Here is a 19834-nt window from a genome sequence, read left to right on the forward strand (position 1 = left end):
CTTTTTCCCGGAGTGGTGCTGCCGATAACGGTGGGTCGCGACAAAAGTATCAAGGCAGTCAATGACGCATATAAGGCTGACAAATTGGTAGGGGTCGTTGCGCAAAAAGACAGTTCGGTAGAAGATCCTGTCGTTGCGGATCTTGAAGATATCGGTACCGTCGCAAAAATTATCAAACTTATCAAAATGCCCGATGGCGGCACAACCGTTATCATCCAGGGCAAAAAGAGGTTCAAGGTTCAGACCATACTTTCCGAGGATCCTTATTTCAGGGCGAAAGTTACCGTGCTGGAGGATGAAACGATCTCGAAGAATGAAGATTTTGAAGCCTATGTTGCCAATATCAAGGACCTGGCTTCGCAGATCATCTTATTATCCCCGAACCTGCCATCCGAGGCCGGGATCATTTTGAAGAATATTGAGAATCCGTCTTTTCTGATCCATTTCATTTCGAGTAATCTTAATACTGACCTTACAGAAAAGCAGAAGTTGCTCGAACTTAATCACATACAGGAAAGGGCTGATCTGCTCATGCAACTGTTGCAGAAAGAACTCCAGTTTGCTGAGTTGAAAAACAAGGTAACAACAAAAACAAAGACGGAACTGGATAAGCAGCAGCGGGATTATTTTCTTCAGCAGCAGCTTAAAAGTATCAAAGACGAACTCGGGGGAGATACCAATGAGCGTGAATTAAAGGACATGCAGAAAAAGGCAGAGGCCAAAAAATGGTCGGTGGCTGCCGCTGAAATGTTTAAGAAAGGTATAGAGAAGCTGGAAAGAATGCACGCAAGTACGCCTGATTATTCCGTGGTCTATAACCATCTTGACCTGATGCTTGATCTGCCCTGGGCCGATTACACACAGGATCTCTATGATCTGAAAAGGTCCAAAAAGATCCTGGATAAGGATCACTATGGCATGAACAAAGTAAAGGACCGCATTCTTGAATACCTCGCAGTATTAAAACTAAAGGGTGACATGAAAAGCCCCATCCTTTGTTTCCTTGGCCCTCCCGGGGTTGGAAAAACTTCTCTCGGCAGAAGTATAGCCAGCGCTATCGGAAGAAAATACGCCAGGATAAGCCTGGGAGGTTTGCATGATGAAAGCGAAATCCGCGGACACCGTAAAACCTACATCGGGGCCATGCCCGGTCGTATTATTCAATCAATACGCAAGGTGAAATCCAGTAACCCTGTAATTATCCTCGATGAGATCGATAAGGTGGGCAGTGATGGCCGCGGCGATCCTTCCTCTTCTTTGCTGGAGGTGCTGGATCCTGAACAGAACCATACATTCTATGATAACTACCTGGAACTTGAGTATGATCTGAGTAAGGTGTTGTTTATAGCAACGGCCAATGACATCAATCATATTCAGCCGGCGCTGCGCGACAGGCTCGAGATCATAGACCTGAGCGGATACGCCGTTGAGGAGAAGGTAGAGATCGCCCGCAGGCACCTGGTTCCAAAGCAGAAAGAAGCGCATGGTCTTAAGGATATGACCTTCAATATCCCGGATAAGGTTCTTGAAAAGATTATCCAGGACTATACCCGTGAGAGCGGCGTACGCGAACTTGACCGTTACCTGGCTTCGGTGATGCGTTATGAGGCCAGGGAATACGCCATGAAAGATAAGATCAAGGCCGGGTTAAACTTAAAGGACATCGATAAGATCCTCGGTAAGCCCAGGTACAGTAATGAACTATATAAGGTGGCGAATATGCCGGGCGTTGCGGTGGGCCTGGCCTGGACCTACGTGGGGGGAGACATTTTGTTTATTGAAACGAGTGTAAGTGAAGGCAAAGGAGAGTTGAAACTGACTGGTAATCTCGGTAACGTAATGAAGGAAAGCGCTATCACGGCACTCACTTTCTTGCATTCAAATGCGAAAAAGGTCGATCTCGCTCCGGAACTTTTCAATACTAAAACAATCCATGTGCATGTACCGGAAGGTGCCGTTCCAAAGGACGGACCCAGCGCGGGTATCACGATGATGACGGCGATCGCCTCGGCGCTTAGCGGCCGTAAAGTAAAAAGCTATCTTGCCATGACCGGGGAGATCACCCTCAGGGGCCAGGTTTTACCGGTTGGCGGCATAAAGGAGAAGATCCTGGCAGCGAAGCGGGCGGGGATCAAGGAGATTGTTTTGTGTTGGCTGAACGAAAAAGATATACAGGAGATAGACTCTGCGTTTCTTAAAGGTCTGAAGTTCCATTATGTAAAAACCATGACACAGGTCTTAGACATTGCACTTAGTTGAAAGGGTTTTTAATGGCATTTTAATAATTTATATTATTAGCATCCAAACATTGTATTAGAAACCCTGTTATATTTAAATAATCAATAAGAATTTTTCATGTTGGTTGTTTTAAGGGTTAAAGAAATTCCTCCATGTCCATGGAGGAATTTTTGTTTAGGACCGGTCCCTCATACTCAAATTGGGTATATTCGTTTTAACAATGAAACAGGGCTTATTCATCATTTTCTTCCTGGTAAGAAGTATAGCTCTTGATGCACAAACGCTGGGTGGGAACAGTGTATTTAATTTTCTCCGTCTTTCAAATACTCCGCAGCTTACGGCTCTCGGCGGGGAGAACATCACCAATCAAACGGATGATATCGGGATGGCCTTCCATAGCCCCTCTTTGTTGCGGGAAACCATGCACACACAGGCCTCTTTCGTTTTTAATTCTTTTTATGGTGGGATAAAAAATTATCATTTACAGGCAGGATACCGCAGTGAAAGGTGGAAGACCAATTTTGCACTGGGTGTGATGTATTTTGATTATGGTAACGTTAACCAGGCAGATGCTTCCGGTAACCTTATGGGGGATTTCCGTCCCAGGGATTATGTGGCTCAACTGAGCATGAGCCGTAACTACTTATCAAGATGGGTATACGGAGCCAGTATAAAATACATAGGATCAGTGTACGGCGCATATAGTTCCTCCGGCCTTGCTGTCGACCTTGGATTATCTTATTTCGATACCGCCAATGGCATTCAGTCTTCGTTTGCGATCAAAAATATAGGAACCCAGCTATCCACTTATGCCGGAACTTCAAAGGAAGAGTTGCCTTTCGATCTCCAGGTAGGGATATCAAAAAGATTGAAAAATGCTCCACTCCAGTTCTCCTTAACGGTTAACAGGCTCCACCGGTTTGATGTTACCTATAATGATAGCGTTTACAATAATGAGAACGGGCTTGAGCAGCAAACAAAAAGCTTCAGCCTCGACAATATCTTCAGGCATATTATCCTCGCTACCCAGGTTTACATTACTGATAAGGTAGAGGTGTCGCTGGGTTACAATTACCTCCGGAGAAAGGAGTTGAATATTGGCGAGTCCGGCAACGGGCTGAACGGGTTTTCAGCCGGTGCCGGGGTTTTGTTTAAAAAGATGCAGCTTAGGTATGGGCAGGCTTATTACCAGGGCAGCCGTCCATATCACCAGATCGGTATCAATGTAAAATTCAACGAATTTTCAGCCTTTGGAAAGCTTTAATGCCCGGTTTTTGGCCAACGTTTCCAAGGGCCACCTCACCGGATTAACAAACGGCGGCTTTTTCATTTTTGAAAGCCTCCCTCGGCGTCAGGCCCAACAGATCAAACATGATCTTATCTTCTCCAAAACTCGGGTTCGGGGTGGTCAGTAATTTTTCACCGGCAAAAATGGAATTCGCACCGGCCATGAAACAAAGTGCCTGTTCGGCTACCGTCATGGTGGCGCGTCCTGCACTTAACCTCACCATGGTGCGCGGCATAAGTATCCTTGCGGTTGCTATCATCCTTACCATATCCCACACATCCACACGCGCGTTGTTTTCCAGCGGAGTGCCTTTAACCGGAACCAGGGCATTGATGGGAACGCTTTCGGGATGTTCAGGCAGCGTAGCCAGGGTATGAAGCATTGTGATGCGGTCATCGTGGTTTTCACCAAGTCCTATGATGCCACCACAACATACACTTACCCCGGCTTTGCGCACGTTATCCAGTGTTTGTAAACGATCCTCGTATGTTCTTGTAGTAATGATCTCTTCATAATATTCTGAAGAAGTATCCAGGTTATGATTGTAGGCATATAAACCTGCATCTGCGAGCTTCTGTGCCTGGTCGGGGGTCAGCATCCCCAGTGTGCAGCAGACTTCCATACCCAATGAATTAACTCCTTTCACCATATCAAGTACCCGGTCAAAATCGCGGTTATCTCTTACTTCGCGCCAGGCTGCACCCATACAAAATCTTGTGGATCCGGCTTCCTTTGCCTGTAAGGCATAATTAAGTACTTCCTCTTTTTTCATCAGCGCATGTACCTTGACGTCAGTGTTGTACCTCGCTGCCTGTGGACAATACGCACAGTCTTCACTGCATCCCCCGGTTTTGATGGATAACAATGTACAAACCTGCACTTCACCTGTGCCTTCGTATTGGCGATGAACAGTGGCTGCCTTAAAAATAAGATCGAGCAACGGTGTATTATAAATTTCCTGAATCTCTTCTTTGGTCCAATCGTTTCTCAGCATATCCTTCATACGATTAATTTGCAGACAAACGTACATGAAAGTTGTCAAATATGAATCATGAAAATGAAATGGAACGGTGAAATGCTATTCTGCCCGTTGCTTATTTCAGGTATTTTTTTTATACAAATAAATTACTCTCTCCGTGCCCGGAACCGGTTGTTTATTAACCAGCGTAAAATAAACAGACAAGGTTGATTCGAAGCCTTCCTGGTTATAATCCGGGAATATATCTGTCCTTGCAGCCAGCATAGCCGCTACCTTAGGATCTTGTTTTGGAACGAATTCAATCAACAACCATTTTGTATGCTCACAAAAAAATGAAGCAAGCATTTCCAATTTAATATTTTTTCCGATCACAAGATGATGAACAAGAGCAAGCGCCACTATCAGTTCGCAATTCAGCCTTTGCAAAAAGCTGCTGCGTTCCAAATTTTGAAAACCAACAGCAGGTGTGGGACTGCTGATGTCCACAACAAGAGGTAGTATGTTGAGCGATTCTTTTCTGACCTTCAGAAATAGCCGGTTCACTGACGGGGCATCGTTATCAATAGCAATAATACTCGCACCTTTACTCGCCATCAGACCTGAAAAGTAACCATCATTCGAACCGATATCAATTGCCGATGATATCTTCAGGTTGCCTGTAAGCTCATTAAAAATTGCTTTCTTGTTCTGCAAATAACTCTCACTCAAAATAGTTTCAGCGTAATAAGTGTTCCAGGCTGCGGCAGACTTGTCATTAGATCTCAATCCCCGGATAAGGCTCTGCAGATGACTCACCAGGTTAATCATTTTATTTTTGTTGAATACTATTGTTCTTCCTGATTTATGTCTGGATCCCGCGACTGACGCAGGCAGGAAAACATGCAGCCAGCAACCAAGGCTGAAGCGACTTCTAAACGGCAGCAAGCCGGCTGTTTCCGCAGCGCTGATACCATCCGCAAAACTTTTATAAACCTGGTTGACGTAAAACTTTTTATAATGTTCAAGCAAGAGGGGGTACAAAAAACATTCGCAGAATTGACGGTAAGCAATCCATGGCAGGTCAGGGTTATAACGTTCAAAAGAAAGTGTGTCAATAAAAATAGCCCTTCCCTTTACAAATTGTACGTTATATGGACTTGCATCTTTCAATATCATGTTATGCTTTACTGATAGCTCCATAATATCGAGATGCAGCAAGGCGGCATCCTTCAACGCATCAAAGCTCCATTCAGCAGGATAGCTGATCACCGGTATCCTTTCCGGTTTAATGACCAGCCATGCATCACTGGCAGTAGCTTCATCCGCCTGCAGTTCATCATGAACGATCATTTGTTTGTTGGCTATCAGTTTTGCAAGCAGACCGGAATTTTTCAATTGTATGAAATCATCAGCATAACATGCATTGATCTGACGGTAGATTGTTCCTTCCTGCTCGAAAATATGCCCTGAAGGATCCCGATAAGATGATGGATGCCGGTTTGTTTTCACGCCAGATGATTATACATGATTAGATAGCGTCAAAGAAAAACAATTTATTGCTTGTGTATGGAGAATTAATCATTCATGCACTTGAAATTTAGTAGATTAGCGAGAACGGTTTCATTTGAAAGCTCAGAAAAAATTCTTTCGCCATGTGTTGTTCTCTTCGTAAATCAGGAACTTATCTTTTATTCATCACAGTTATTTTTTTTGCGGGTAATGGTAGCGCTGTTGCACAGGTCGATCATCTCGTGCGCGGCTCCGCAGTTAAGATCAATGGATTTGTCGGCGAAAAGCTTGCAAACGCTGCAGCTAACCGCGTGTTTGCGCAGGATGTAAATCGCCTGATCGAACCTTTCAGGCACAGGGATGAAGCACGTTGCTGGCAAACTGAATTCTGGGGCAAATGGTTCACATCTGCGGTTCTTGCATATCGCTATCAGCCCAATCCTGCTTCCAGGGCCGTGCTCGATAAGGCTGTTGCTGACCTCATCAAAACCCAGACTCCGGACGGATATATCGGAAATTATAAACCTGCAAACCTGCTGGACCAGTGGGATATATGGGGAAGGAAATATTGCCTGCTTGGTCTGCTCGATTATTATGATATCACAAAAGACAAAATCACGTTAGCCGCAGCGTCAAGGCTTGCTGATAACCTGCTAAGCGACCTGGCGGCGCGTGGCGATACCATCGTTACAAAAGGTAATCACCGGGGCATGGCGGCTTCATCAGTACTCGAACCGATGTGCCTTTTATATACCCGCACAAAAAACAAGAAATACCTGGATGCTGCAGAAAAAATTGTGGCACAGTGGGAAACTCCGGCCGGACCACAACTGATCAGCAAGGCTTCAGTTGATGTCGCGTCAAGGTTTCCAAGACCCGCGCCGGAAAAATGGTTCAGCTCACTACAGGGGCAGAAGTCATATGAAATGATGTCTTGTTACGAGGGACTACTGGAACTTTACAGGATAACGGCTAATCCGTTATATAAGCAGGCAGTAGAAAAAACATGGCAGAATATTCTCGATACCGAGATCAATGCTGCGGGCTCGGGCTCTGCTATCGAATGTTGGTTCGGGGGCAGGCAATTACAGGTCAACCCGATATATAAATACCAGGAAACCTGTGTTACCGTAACCTGGATAAAACTGAGCCAGCAATTGCTAAGACTTACCGGCGAATCAAAATATGCTGATGCCATCGAGATAGCTTACTATAATGCTTTACTCGGTGCAATGAGCCCGGATGGCCGCCATTGGGCGCAGTACACGCCTCTTGCAGGAAGAAGAATGGAAGGGGAGGAGCATTGTAATATGGGACTTAACTGTTGTATTGCAAGTGGACCGAGAGGTTTGTTTACGCTTCCTCACACCACGGTGATGTCTGCTGCAAACGGAATTTCTATCAACTTTTTTGTTGATGGGGTATACGAATCTTCAACTCCGAAAAGACAGAAGGTGACAATTAACCAGCAAACTCAGTATCCACGCAACGGTAATGTTATTGCTAAAATAAACTTACCCGAAGCAGAGCAGTTTGAAATAAAAATAAGGGTACCTCAATGGAGTGTGAACACGACCATGAAAGTGAACGGGGAGCCGGTAGCCGCAATAACCGCAGGGGAGTTCAGGAAAATTTCAAGGACCTGGAAAAGCGGGGACGAAATCGAAGTGGTCTTCGACATGAACACCAGGTTGCAAACGCTTGGAAAAAATCCATCCTATGTTGCGTTTATGCGTGGCCCGGTGTTATTTGCCAGGGACACCAGGCTCGGCGGACCGGAACTCGCCGCGGTACTCAAACCTGTTAAAACTAAAGAAGGCGGATTCATTTTGAGAGATACCACTTCGGGTAAAAAAGATGTTTGGATGGAAGTGAAGGGGCTTTTCGCCCCGGAATCCTATCCCGAAAATCGTGAAAAGCCAATCCAGGTTTCGCTCTGTGATTATGCTTCAGCAGGTAACGGAACAGACGCCTCGTATTTTGTTGTATGGATGCCCCAGCTTGTTGATGCAAGATTCAAATAGCCCGGGAGCAGGTCGGGTGATTATGGGTTGTCAGTGAGTTTGTCCGGAGTTTCCTTGTGTTTTTTCGACCTGTTGAAAAAGGATTTCAATTTCCACCATATCGTTTTAAAATAAAACAGTGCGCCCAAAACGGCAGCGATAATTGCCTGTATAAGGTAACTACCGCTGCCCGGGTCGATATATAGCAAATACCAGTTTATCATTGGAAATAACTGAGATTGGTTGATGGCGTAAGTGCCAGCAGCGTTTCGTACATAAGCTCTATGGTTTGTTCGATATCCTTCTTATGCAGCATCTCAACAGTTGTATGCATGTAACGCAAAGGAATTGAGATCAGCACAGAGGGACATCCGTCATTGGCATAAGCAAACGAATCAGTATCTGTTCCGGTACTTCTCGATACGGTACGCATCTGTACGGGAATTTTTTTCTGCGCGGCGATGTCTTCAACAAAACTCAACAGTTTGTTGTGCACTGCGGGCCCGTACGCGAGTGATGGTCCTTTACCACATAGAACATCTCCTTCAATGATCTTATTGATCATTGGCGTATGTGTATCATGCGTAACGTCAGTAATGATGGCTACATCCGGTTTGATCCGGCGCGCAATCATTTCTGCTCCCCTCAACCCAATTTCTTCCTGCACCGCGTTTACCACATACAAACCATAAGGAAGTTTTTTATTGTTCTCTTTTATCAGACGTGCTACTTCAGCAATCATATAACCACCTATGCGGTTATCAAATGCCCTGGCGATATAATAATCATAAGCCATTTCTTCAAAGCCGTCCTGGTAGGTAACCACTGCACCTATATGTATGCCCAGTTCCTCGATCTCTTTTTTATTTCTGGCACCACAGTCAAGAAAAAGGTTATCTACGCGGGGCTGTGGTTCTTTAGAATCATTATTGCTAAGGCGCGTATGTATCGCCGGCCAACCGAATACAGCTTTCACCGGTCCTTTTCTGCCATGTATCAATACCCGTTGCGCCGGTGCGATCTGGTGATCAACACCACCATTTCTTTTCAGGTAAATAAGACCCTCGGGAGTAATATAATTAACGAACCAGCTGATTTCATCCGCATGTCCTTCAATCACCACTTTGAAGGTGGCTTTTGGATTCACAACACCTACCGCTGTTCCGTATGGATCTGTAAAATGGGTGTCAACGTACGGTTTGATATAATCGAGCCAAAGTTTCTGACCGCTGCTTTCGAAGCCAACAGGGGATGGATTATTAAGGTAACTCTTTAAAAATTCATAGGATTTGCCAGGTATTCGCTGGATGGGCTTAGCCCTGGATAACTGTTTTGCCATGTTTTCTTATAATTGATTTATTTGAACAATGGTTAAAAAACTGATGTAAGTATTGCCGGTAACATCATCATTCCGTCAAGTATTATGTAGTAAAGATAGTCGGAAAAATTTTTCTTCGCCAGATAGTACAATGGTATCATGATAACGCCCGGCAAAAGTATCAATACAACATCTGTTATTGAGAACCCATTCCAGGCAAGTGCGCTGGTTGAACAGGCAAATAATATTAATGTCAGATAAAAGAGCTTGTCCACGCCTTTGTCATTAAGAATGGTAATCATGCTTTTTATTCCTTCACTTCTGTCATAGTCACGATCACGATAATCGAACAGGATGCAAATGCTGTAGATAAACAGAAAACGGGAAGTGCAGAATAATATTTCCGGGGTCCCCCAGTTTTTACCCGAAAGGAATATGGGCAGGGCTGTTGTGACATACATCCACACCGAAGCCAGGAATAGCGTTTTAGCCACAGCGATGTTTTTCAGATTTCTAAGTCCCGGCACTTTAGGCGCAGAATACAAAAACGTCAGGATAACGCCGATACTCAACCAAAACCAATGTTCTGTGAAGTAGAAAAAATACCAGGTTGCACCTGCAGCACCAATCACGAACAATATAATATGCAGGTGTTTATTTCTAACGGTCCAGCCAAGCCTGACGAGTTTGGTGTCAATTGATGGGGTTAGTCCCCAGTGAAAATTGTAACTACAGATTGTAGAGAATGTAACGAAACAGTAGTAATGAAAGATGTCATACTGAAGATCCAGCAGATCGTTTGTCTGATGAATCATCATCAGCGCACAACCTGCTATATAAAGGCTGCTGAATACGAAGAAATGAATGGACGATCTGATTAAGCCCCGCAAGTCTCTGGGATAAGTGCCATCCATAGCTGTCAGGAGAGATAGTGGTGGAAACAGGATAGTGCCTGGTTTAGTTTATACGTTGAACCACTATCTGTTCAGTGGTAACCGTATCACTTACATTTTTAGCCTTGTCACGTAGTGCAAGCCTTATCACTATACTATCGCTTTCAAAACCTGTAGACGAATTAGGATTTGCCGGAGCCCTTTCGGCAGAGATCAGTTGTAACTGATAAAACAATCTCATTTCAATGTCGCCATCCGTTTTCTTTGGAAAATCCGCTACAGATAACGAAAAGGTATCGCGGATAGTGGTGGTCTTGCGGATGTTCTGCCTGATCTTCTGAACAAAAATCGATTCAAGATCAGCCTCCTTGTCCCGGAACTCGAGATTAATACTGAGATCGCCGTTAACCGGGATGAGCTTGGAACTGAGAGACTTTACATTAATTGATGGTTTGGTCTCTACCTTATCTTTGCTGCACGAAACGACTACCATAGCAAGTATTAACACCAAAGCAGGTAAACTATACCGCATAATAAAAATTATTGATCACAAAATTAACGGCCGGAGAGTGAATATAAGTATATGAATTGTGAATACGAAGATAAAATTTTCCAGGTGAATGCCGGGACTTTTGAGTCGCTGGCGCTCTCCGTATTCCGCTTACAGGCGACCGGCAACCTGGTTTACCGGGATTATCTTTCCGCGTTAAATGTAGATCCGGCAAAGGTTCAAAGCCTCGATCAAGTGCCCTTCCTGCCTATTTCCTTTTTTAAGACACAAAAAGTGATTACCGGTAATTTTGAGCCTGAAGTGATCTTTGAGAGCAGCGGAACCACCGGCTCGGTAAATAGCCGGCATTTCGTAAAAAATACCAATCTGTACCGGCGAAGTTTTATGGAGGCATTCCGGAAATTCTATGGAGAGCCGCAGCAATGGTGCGTGATAGGACTGTTACCGTCGTATCTTGAAAGGTCTTCATCATCCCTGGTGATGATGGTCGACCAGTTAATCAAAGAGTCTAAACATCCGCTAAGTGGATTTTTCCTGTATGAACATGAGCAATTAAAGGCTAATCTCCAGGAATTGCAACTGGCCGGCCAGCGTACACTCCTGATCGGGGTAAGTTTTGCGCTGCTTGATTTTGGTGAACAAGCCGGTATGCCGCTTAAACATTGCGTAGTCATGGAAACCGGTGGCATGAAAGGGCGGCGGAGGGAAATCACGCGGGTCGAATTGCATGAAACGTTGAAGACCCATTTTGGTCTGGCCGGAATTCATTCCGAATATGGGATGACTGAGCTGCTATCGCAGGCTTATGCTTTGTCTGATGGATTGTTCAGCTGTCCCCCCTGGATGCGGGTGATGGTGAGAGATGACGATGATCCGCTTTCCGTCAATCAAACAGGCAAAGGGATCTTAAACATCATTGATCTGGCCAACCTCTATTCCTGCGCCTTCATTGCAACAGATGATATCGGGATCGTTCGCGAAGATCTGAGATTCGAAGTGCAGGGCAGGATGGATAACAGCGATGTCAGAGGCTGTAGTTTAATGGTAAGTGATTTTCAGGAGAAGTGATTACAGGGGTAGGGTGCACTTCTTTTTGTTACTCTCAAAGGCTGCCTCAATGATCCGGATGGTGTTATAGCCATCTTCCGGGGTTTCCGAAAGCGGCTTCCCATTGACCATTGTCTGGTAGATGCTATTGTAGTATTCTCCGTAGTGACCTTTGAGGGAAGGATATTTTTCCCTTACCAGCTTTCCGTCGATTTCGGTATGCAGCAGGCCATAAATGGACTCCGGTTCAGCGCCCCAGTCATCTCCAACCGGCAACTCACCTGCTCTCAGCTTCGCTTCCTGTACATCTTCACCATATTTTATGAATGAACCCTTTGTGCCATGGATCATGTAGCGCGGACCCGGTTCACGGACCAGCATACCCGCAGTTAACCGGACGTGAAGAAACCCGTAATCGAGTCTCAGATCGAAGTAATCATCCGTTTTGGCGTGGGAGCGCTGCATCCTGACATCAGCAGTGATTGCGGTGGGCCACCCGAACAAAGTAAGAGACTGATCGATGAGATGGGCACCCAGGTCAAATAGTATCCCGCTTCCCGGCTCCGGCTTTTCTCTCCAGGCCTGCGGTCTTTCCTCGATCCGGTAGCGATCATAATGAGCTTCAAACGCATGCAGGTCGCCGAGTAACTTTTTAGCCAGTATTTCCCTGATGGTCAGATAGTCGCTCACATACCGCCGGTTCTGGTAAACACTGAGCATTTTGCCGCTCGCGGCTGCTATCTGAACCAATTCTTTTGCTTCGGCTGTTGAATTCGCAAAGGGCTTTTCCAACACTACGTTTTTGCCGGCTTCTAGTGCCCGCTTTGTGTAAGGGAAATGTGTTTCATTCGGTGTTGTTATAACGATGAGATCAATTTCAGGGTCATTGATCATTTCATCTATAGACCTGACAATCCGAACCCCGGGATACTTTTCAGCTGATTCGGATTTTGTTCTTTCCAGCACGCTCACCAGTTTAAATCCAGGGTTTGTTACAATAAACGGGGCGTGAAAAACTTTGGCCGATATGCCAAAACCAACTATACCAGTGCGTATGATCATGTCAGGAAAGTTGATAGATTTATTAATTATATAAAGGCGTTAAGTACCATCACTCCCATGATACCAACAATCGCTACAATTGATTCCATCAGTGACCAGGAGCGCAGGGTATCCTTCATACTGAGATTAAAGTACTCTTTAAACATCCAGAATCCCCCGTCGTTAACATGGGAAAACATCAGGCTGCCGGCGCCTATGGCAAGTACCATCAGGTTCGGATTTGCATTGGATTGGATGAGTATTGGGGCCATGATGCCTGCAGTAGTCAGTCCCGCAACTGTTGCAGACCCGATGCAGACCCTGATGATACATGCGATCAACCAGCCGAGTAACAACGGATGAATGTTCCAGGTCTGTAGAACCGAAGCGATCTGGTTGCTCACACCACTATCAATGAAGACCTGTTTTAATGCCCCGGCTCCTGCAACTATAAAAATGATCATGGCAATGTCTTTAACGGCATCACTGTAAAGATTCATGATGGTGCTCATTTTTTTGCCCATCAATATCCCTAAAGTATAGGTTGCTACGATCAGCGCAATCAGCATTACGGTCGTTGGTTCGCTGATAAAAACAGCCACGTCGCGGGCCAGGCCTGCTGGCGGAAGAAAGAAGGGGATGATGGTAGTGGCCATCAGTAGAATTACCGGCAGCAGGGAAGACAAGAAACTATTTGCTCTGCCAGGTAACATATCAGCGGGTAAGGTTTGAACTTCGAAGGTCTTGAGCGGTACGGACACAATACCCTTCAGTGTCTTTGAAAAGATGGGGCCTGCGACAATGATGGCAGGTATAGCTACCATCATTCCGTATAATAAGGTAAGTCCCATATTCGCCTGGAACTGGGCGACGAGCGCGGTAGGGGCAGGATGGGGTGGCAGAAAACCATGAGTTACCGAAAGCGAGGCGAGCATCGGTAAGCCAATGTATACAGCGGGTAATTTGTATTGATAAACAACCGAAAAGATAAGGGGGATCATCAATACAAATCCAACGTTGTAAAACAAGGGGATGCCTACGATGAACCCGGTGGCCATTAATGCCCATTGAATATATTTCACACCAAAGATCCCCATCATCGTAGAGGCAATCTGCTGTGCAGCACCACTTTCTGCTACCAGCTTTCCAAGCATGGCACCAAGACTGATCACGATGACCAGGCTTCCGAGGGTGTCGCCGATACCTTTCTGGACGGACGCTGTTATTGTTCGCAAGGGGATACCCAGCAAAAGCCCTGTTGCAATGGACACCAGCAGAAAGGCAAGGAAGGCGTTTATCTTACCCCATGATATAAGTATAACCAGGGACAGGATACACAACACAATCGTAAGTAGCGTCATAGCGTTCGTGGGTTATAGTTACGAATATATGGTAAACCCGTAAATACCCAACGCCTGCACACTAAGGAGTCATTACATTAAGTTTGAATCGCGTGGAGATAAGTGTCTATTGCTTTTAAAGAAATAGGTTTCTCCCAGATTTTTAGATTTGGAGTAATTTTTACGGAAGGAAGATTAGGATGATAGGCACTGATGAGATTCAAACGCACGGAGGGGTGCCTTTCCAATATCTCCCTCGCATGATCCCATCCGAGACCATCCGGCAGATTATTGTCGAGAAAGACGATATCCGGCGAAAACTGATCTAATTTATTAAGGCCCTCATTCAGGGTGTGGGCCAGTTCGACATCATATTGATTTTTTTGTTTAAAAAAAGTCTTCATGAGCAGACATAAATCAACCTCATCATCTATAATTAAAACTTTTTCCATGAAACTAATTAACGTCAGCATACCTATATAAATTGGATGCCGGATCGATTCTCAGGCCCCGGCAGGCTCTTTTGATGGTTGTGGGGATTAAATTTCCCAAGTAAAACATATTGAATTGTAATTACCTGTACCAACGAACGGCATGATTTTTTGCTCTGTTCGGTATTACTAAATTTAAAAAAACAGTTATGACTACCAACACAAAGATTATTTTAGGTATAGTAGGCGCAGCAGCCGCGGGAGCTGTCATAGGTTTATTATTAGCGCCTGAAAAAGGCTCCGAGCTCAGGGAGCGTATCAAGGCAAAAGCTGGTGATTTCGCTGGTGAAATTGCTGACCTCGTTGCGACAGGAAAAGAGAAGTTGGGGGTTATGAAAGATAGTGCTACTGAAGAAGCAAAAAATCTCAGGACAGAAGCTGAAAATCGGGTTAACAAACTTAAACAAGGCCTTAGCTAATAAAAGTTCAGGCAGGTTCACTCCTGCCTGACTTTTTTAATTACTCCGAACAATTAAGAACTATGGCGGAATTAAAGGAAAGAGCAGACGATCTGATTGAACATGCCGGCGATTATATCCACACTTATTACAAGCTCGGGTTATTAAAAGTTACTGAAAAATCTACAGCAGCAGGGTCTGCCGTGATCGCTGGCTTCCTGCTGGCAATTTTATCTATTTTCTTCATATTATTTGTGGGACTTGGCCTGGCCTGGTGGATAGGGAGTATGCTTGAGAGTATCATCGCCGGGTATTTCATAGTTGCCGGTATCTACCTGCTGATCATGATCTGCGTATTAATGATGCGGAAAAAAATCATAGATCCATTTTTGAGGAACTATTTAGTGAAAAAGATTTATGAGTAAAAATATAACGACCCACGAGGAGATGATGCTTGAAAAGAAACGTCTTGAGGCTCTGCTTGAAGCGCAGAAAGAACTGATTGAACTCGACCTCAAAGGATTGAAGTCGGATCTGAAGCCTGCCTCTAAAGCAATCGCCTTTGTCGGAAGTTTCAAAAATAAGGCAGCCAGTAATCCATTGCTGGGGATTGCCGTTGGTCTTACCACGGACATCCTTATGCGAAAACTTCTGTTAAAGCGCGCAGGATGGGCAGTAAAAACGGTGCTGCCTTTTGTCATGCGCAGGGTAACTACAAACCTGGTATCAAATTCGGCTAAACCTGGTCTTCTCACCAAGATGGTTAAGAAGTTTACCTGAGTAGCCAACGCTTGTATCCCTGAGTGAAATCAGGATTATGGATCCCGCATCCCGGTGCTCATCCTGACGACCGCATATGGTATATTGCCATCTGGCGGGATTTTTCTGTCCGGGAGTGAACCTTGCCAAACCCTGGAAGCAGTAATAATCCTGAAAGTGTACTTGTTTGTAATCTTAACCAGGTACCGGGTGGACCTTAAACAGGGATTGAAGCAGTATTCAGCCAATAACTCCGGATATTTTCTACCACGTTGAGCAGGGCGTCAAAACTGACTGGTTTAATAATATAAGTGTTAGCACCGAGCTCGTAGCAGCGCCTGATCTCGTTTTCATTTTTTGTTGTAGTAAAGACGATCACCGGGATACTCTTGAGCTCAGGATTTTCCTTCATTTCTTTCAATACTTCCCTGCCATCCTTTTTAGGCATGTTGAGATCCAGCAACACAAATTTGGGAAAGTATTTCTTGTTATCCTCCCCCGGTTTCACGTTTAGCAGGAAGTTCAGCACTTCCACTCCATTCTCCACAAACTCAATCTTCTCCTTGTACCCCTTTTCAAAAAAGGCAGTCTGCAACAGGTAACGGTCATCTGCATCATCGTCCGCAATCAAAATCGAAGTCGTGCTCATCATCTTAGGTTAGTGAGCGAAAATAAAGAAATAATTGTGTAAGATGGAAATTACATAGGCTAGGTGCAACCTTATTGCTTACTTGATACGCCCACCTGGCTCTGATCTCGCAGCATAAGATGTGGATTATTCTACCCATAGGAGGGCAAATCTAGTGGTCCTGGGATAAAACTTTTTCCTGGGCATCCCAATATGGGTAATTTCTTCCGCAAATATAATGGTATAATTGTAGAACATATTATCCGTTACTGTGTGCTCAACCTAGACCAACCCGTAGATCTTTGAAAATCAGCGGTTTATGATTTCGGGGAAAAAATCTGGTAAATGACTGTTTTTGGTGCTTTTGTTGGAAGATCATACCCACAAAACATCCCAAGCTTATGATTCAACAAAATCTCACTCAGAAACAAGGGCTAAAAATATTGCCTCAGCAAATTCAGCTGCTCAACTTCTTTCGTCTCAACCAGCTCGAACTGGAACACCGCATCCAACAGGAACTCGAGGAAAATCCCCTGTTAGAGAAGGCAGATGATGTGGAGAGCGCTGACTCTGCGGACGCCGGGACGGTGGAAGACTATAAAGATTATGACGAGTTTGTGTACGATGATATACCCGACTATAAACTTGAATATGCGAATTATTTGCCGGAGGATACCACTTTTCAAAGCTCTCTGGCCGACAGTGTTGATTTCCGGGAAGAGGCGAAACAACAGTTCCGGCTTTTGTGGACCGAAGAAGAGGAGTGGAAACTGGCCGACTATATTATTGATTCCCTGAATGATTACGGGATGCTGGAACAGAACCTGGAGCAGATTGCCGAAAATTATTCTTTTAAGAACGGCGTTTGGATAGAACCGGAAGTCATTGAGAAAGTGCTTGTGAAGGTGCATCAGCTGGAACCTTATGGACTCGGTTCAGCGGATACCCGGCAGTGCCTCTTAATCCAGTTGGAAAGGATGAATACAAAGAGGCCGGACGTCAAAATGGCGATAGCACTGCTTAAAGATTTTTATGATGAGATGAAGGGCGCCAATATGGAAAAGATCTGTCAGCGCCTTCAACTCGAAGAAGAAGAGCTTAAGATCGTTCTGCAGTTGATATCAACCCTGAAAATGCGCCCGGTGACTGACAATAACCGGACAGCAACAGACAGGCAGAAAATTATACCTGATTTTATTGTCAGGATGGAAGGTGATAAACTTGAAGTGGAACTATACAATAGCCGCTCAGCAATGCTTCATATTAATACCTCCTGGAAAGAATCCGTTGAGGCACAATGCGAAGGAAAGCAACAGAAGGAAGCAAAGGTGTATCTCCGTAACAAACTCCAGTCAGCCCAGTGGTTCATAGACGCAATCCGTCAGCGTGAAACGAATATGTTGCAGGTGATGAAAACAATCGTTAAGCTGCAATATGAATATTTCAAAGAAGGAGACATCCGCCTGCTGAAGCCGATGATCCTCAAAAACGTGGCAGATATGGTGTCGCTGGATATTTCGACAATATCGCGGATCACGAGTAATAAATATGCTGAAACAAGTTTCGGCACCTTGCTGTTGAAAGATCTGTTCACTGAAGGGCTTGTAAACGAAAAGGGTGAATCGACAAGTAACCGGGTGATCCAGTCAACGATCGAAGAAGTAATCGGGCAGGAAGATAAAAAACATCCGTTGACTGATCAGCAACTGGTTGCCATACTGGCTGATAAGGGATATTCAATAGCCAGGAGAACCGTTGCAAAATATCGTGAGTTGTTGCAGATCCCGGTCGCGCATTTGAGAGGCATCTGGGGTTAAGATCGGGCAGGGGAATCAATAAAACAAAGTTTAAAACCAATAACGTTTCAAATACTATCACACTTAACCAATCCTGATCTATTAAATACAAATAAACAAAACACTCTATGCAGAAAATCCTGATAATTGATGATGACCGCGACATGTGTTTGTTACTCAAAAGATTTTTATCTAAACACGGGTATGATGTTTCGGAGGTTTACAGTGGAAAGAAAGCTCTCGAGATGGCCGAAGAATTCAAGCCTGACCTGGTCATGTGCGATTTCAGGCTGGAAGACATGGATGGAAACACGGTACTCATCAAAATGAAAGAAAAATTTCCATCAGTACCTTTTATTATAATCACCGGTTATAGCGATATCAAGACGGCCGTCGAAGTGATGAAACTCGGGGCATATGATTATGTTACCAAGCCTTTGATACCCGACGAGATATTGATGACGATCAGGAAGGCACTCAATGCACCTGTGGAACCAGTCCGACCACAGGCGGAAAACGGTTCCGGCCCGGCGGTTGTTATCGTGCGGCCCGGTGACAGTTCACAGAAGAAACAAAATAATTCCGGCGGTAGCGAATACATATTTGACAATAGCCCCGTTTTCCAGACGATCTTAAAACAGATAGACCTTGTGGCTCCTACCAATTACAGCGTAATTATTTACGGGGAAAGTGGTAGTGGTAAAGAAGCTATCGCCCAGGAGATTCACAAGAGAAGTAAGAGAAAAGATAAGGCATTTGTGGCCATTGACTGCGGAGCATTATCGAAAGAACTTGCGGGATCCGAATTATTCGGGCATGAAAAAGGTTCGTTCACCGGCGCCCTTAACCAGAAACAGGGCAGCTTCGAAATTGCAAACGGCGGAACCATTTTCCTCGATGAAATTGCCAACCTTTCTTATGATATCCAGGTCTCCCTGTTAAGGGTAGTACAGGAAAGAAAGATGAGAAGAGTTGGGGGAGTAAGGGATATCGAGCTTGACGTAAGAATAATCATTGCCAGCAATGAGCGTCTTTGGGATGCTGCAAGAAAAGGCATATTCAGAGAAGATCTTTACCACCGCTTCAATGAGTTCAGTATTGATGTACCACCGCTCCGTGAAAGAAAAGAGGACATCATGTTGTTTGCACGGCATTTTCTTCAGCAGACAAACCGGGAACTTCAGAAGTCGGTTAAAGGATTTTCCAAAGAAGTCGAAATGATCTTCCATAATTATGTCTGGCACGGCAATCTGCGGGAAATGAAAAATGTGGTGAAACGTGCGGTTCTGTTGACAGACGGAGAATATGTTGATGTCAGGACCCTGCCCTTTGAAATCTCCAATCATAGCAAATTGCAGTTTGATGTATCACCGGAAACTGCTGCCGTACAACCCACACCAGCGCCACCGGTGTACGTTCATACAGAACCACAACGTCCGTATCATGGTGATCTGTCCCTTAAGGAAGCTAGCCTGGATGCAGAGTATGAAATGATTCTTGAAGCTTTGAAAAAAGCAAATTATAATAAAAGCAAGGCTGCAAGAATTCTGAATATTGACCGGAAAACGCTTTACAACAAGATGAAGCAGTACCAGGAGCTTAATAATTTATAAAAG

General features: G+C 44.7%; 18 protein-coding genes. 9 read left to right on the forward strand and 9 right to left on the reverse strand.

All coding sequences use genetic code 11. The features are described 5' to 3' along the window. Together lon and porQ are read left to right on the forward strand one after the other, a co-directional pair. A partial coding sequence (gene lon / locus ACX0G7_RS14220) for an endopeptidase La (protein ID WP_458924155.1) occupies nucleotides 1-2259 on the forward strand: 2259 nt, incomplete at its 5' end. 199 nt (nucleotides 2260-2458) lie between these two features. Beyond that, nucleotides 2459-3502 carry a type IX secretion system protein PorQ gene (gene porQ / locus ACX0G7_RS14225; protein WP_458924156.1) on the forward strand — a complete coding sequence of 348 codons (1044 nt, stop codon included), beginning with the start codon at nucleotides 2459-2461 and terminating at the stop codon, nucleotides 3500-3502. Between the two features lie 43 nt (nucleotides 3503-3545). Here the strand turns inward: porQ and bioB are convergent, their stop codons facing one another. Both bioB and ACX0G7_RS14235 read right to left on the reverse strand, forming a co-directional pair. After that, on the reverse strand, nucleotides 3546-4529 hold the full coding sequence (bioB, locus tag ACX0G7_RS14230; RefSeq protein ID WP_458924157.1) for a biotin synthase BioB: 984 nt from the start codon (nucleotides 4527-4529) through the stop codon (nucleotides 3546-3548). Between the two features lie 96 nt (nucleotides 4530-4625). Then, the gene (locus ACX0G7_RS14235; RefSeq protein WP_458924158.1) at nucleotides 4626-5993 is read right to left on the reverse strand and encodes a methyltransferase domain-containing protein; all 1368 of its coding nucleotides are present in this window, start codon (nucleotides 5991-5993) and stop codon (nucleotides 4626-4628) included. 143 nt (nucleotides 5994-6136) lie between these two features. Here ACX0G7_RS14235 and ACX0G7_RS14240 point away from each other — a divergent pair, with 143 nt between their 5' ends. Then, entirely contained in the window at nucleotides 6137-8017 is a 1881-nt protein-coding gene (locus ACX0G7_RS14240) for a glycoside hydrolase family 127 protein (RefSeq protein WP_458924159.1), read from the forward strand. A gap of 199 nt (nucleotides 8018-8216) precedes the next feature. Here ACX0G7_RS14240 and ACX0G7_RS14245 read toward each other — a convergent pair whose 3' ends face one another. From ACX0G7_RS14245 to ACX0G7_RS14255, 3 genes are all read right to left on the reverse strand, one after another. Then, the gene (locus ACX0G7_RS14245) at nucleotides 8217-9335 is read right to left on the reverse strand and encodes a M42 family metallopeptidase (protein ID WP_458924160.1); all 1119 of its coding nucleotides are present in this window, start codon (nucleotides 9333-9335) and stop codon (nucleotides 8217-8219) included. A gap of 32 nt (nucleotides 9336-9367) precedes the next feature. Beyond that, nucleotides 9368-10204 carry a UbiA family prenyltransferase gene (locus ACX0G7_RS14250; protein WP_458924161.1) on the reverse strand — a complete coding sequence of 279 codons (837 nt, stop codon included), beginning with the start codon at nucleotides 10202-10204 and terminating at the stop codon, nucleotides 9368-9370. 67 nt (nucleotides 10205-10271) lie between these two features. Next, entirely contained in the window at nucleotides 10272-10739 is a 468-nt protein-coding gene (locus ACX0G7_RS14255) for a hypothetical protein (protein WP_458924162.1), read from the reverse strand. A gap of 51 nt (nucleotides 10740-10790) precedes the next feature. On the opposite strand from ACX0G7_RS14255, the gene ACX0G7_RS14260 reads away from it, so the two are divergent. Beyond that, complete coding sequence (locus ACX0G7_RS14260) at nucleotides 10791-11786, forward strand: LuxE/PaaK family acyltransferase (RefSeq protein ID WP_458924163.1); 996 nt, start codon at nucleotides 10791-10793, stop codon at nucleotides 11784-11786. Here ACX0G7_RS14260 and ACX0G7_RS14265 read toward each other — a convergent pair whose 3' ends face one another. From ACX0G7_RS14265 to ACX0G7_RS14275, 3 genes are all read right to left on the reverse strand, one after another. Then, on the reverse strand, nucleotides 11787-12827 hold the full coding sequence (locus ACX0G7_RS14265) for an oxidoreductase (RefSeq protein WP_458924164.1): 1041 nt from the start codon (nucleotides 12825-12827) through the stop codon (nucleotides 11787-11789). A gap of 26 nt (nucleotides 12828-12853) precedes the next feature. Continuing rightward, nucleotides 12854-14167, reverse strand: a complete 1314-nt coding sequence (locus ACX0G7_RS14270) for a gluconate:H+ symporter (protein ID WP_458924165.1) — start codon at nucleotides 14165-14167, stop codon at nucleotides 12854-12856. 77 nt (nucleotides 14168-14244) lie between these two features. Beyond that, nucleotides 14245-14598: a response regulator gene (locus tag ACX0G7_RS14275; protein WP_458924166.1), complete on the reverse strand. Its 354-nt coding sequence runs from the start codon at nucleotides 14596-14598 to the stop codon at nucleotides 14245-14247. A gap of 188 nt (nucleotides 14599-14786) precedes the next feature. Here ACX0G7_RS14275 and ACX0G7_RS14280 point away from each other — a divergent pair, with 188 nt between their 5' ends. From ACX0G7_RS14280 to ACX0G7_RS14290, 3 genes are all read left to right on the forward strand, one after another. Beyond that, a complete protein-coding gene (locus ACX0G7_RS14280; RefSeq protein ID WP_458924167.1) occupies nucleotides 14787-15056 on the forward strand; it encodes a YtxH domain-containing protein in 270 nt (89 codons plus the stop codon). A 62-nt stretch (nucleotides 15057-15118) separates the two neighbouring features. Then, complete coding sequence (locus ACX0G7_RS14285) at nucleotides 15119-15460, forward strand: phage holin family protein (protein WP_458924168.1); 342 nt, start codon at nucleotides 15119-15121, stop codon at nucleotides 15458-15460. Continuing rightward, on the forward strand, nucleotides 15453-15815 hold the full coding sequence (locus ACX0G7_RS14290; RefSeq protein WP_458924169.1) for a hypothetical protein: 363 nt from the start codon (nucleotides 15453-15455) through the stop codon (nucleotides 15813-15815). The genes ACX0G7_RS14285 and ACX0G7_RS14290 overlap by 8 nt, the downstream gene beginning before the upstream one ends. A 196-nt stretch (nucleotides 15816-16011) precedes the next feature. Here ACX0G7_RS14290 and ACX0G7_RS14295 read toward each other — a convergent pair whose 3' ends face one another. Continuing rightward, complete coding sequence (locus ACX0G7_RS14295) at nucleotides 16012-16443, reverse strand: response regulator (RefSeq protein WP_458924170.1); 432 nt, start codon at nucleotides 16441-16443, stop codon at nucleotides 16012-16014. A gap of 380 nt (nucleotides 16444-16823) precedes the next feature. Between ACX0G7_RS14295 and rpoN the strand changes: the two genes are divergently transcribed. Together rpoN and ACX0G7_RS14305 are read left to right on the forward strand one after the other, a co-directional pair. Continuing rightward, nucleotides 16824-18239 (forward strand): RNA polymerase factor sigma-54, encoded by a 1416-nt coding sequence (rpoN, locus tag ACX0G7_RS14300; RefSeq protein ID WP_458924171.1) that lies wholly within the window; start codon nucleotides 16824-16826, stop codon nucleotides 18237-18239. Between the two features lie 107 nt (nucleotides 18240-18346). Further along, on the forward strand, nucleotides 18347-19831 hold the full coding sequence (locus ACX0G7_RS14305; RefSeq protein ID WP_458924172.1) for a sigma-54-dependent transcriptional regulator: 1485 nt from the start codon (nucleotides 18347-18349) through the stop codon (nucleotides 19829-19831). The last annotated feature ends 3 nt before the right edge of the window (nucleotides 19832-19834 follow it).

It is taken from the genome of Flavitalea antarctica (genome assembly GCF_054461535.1).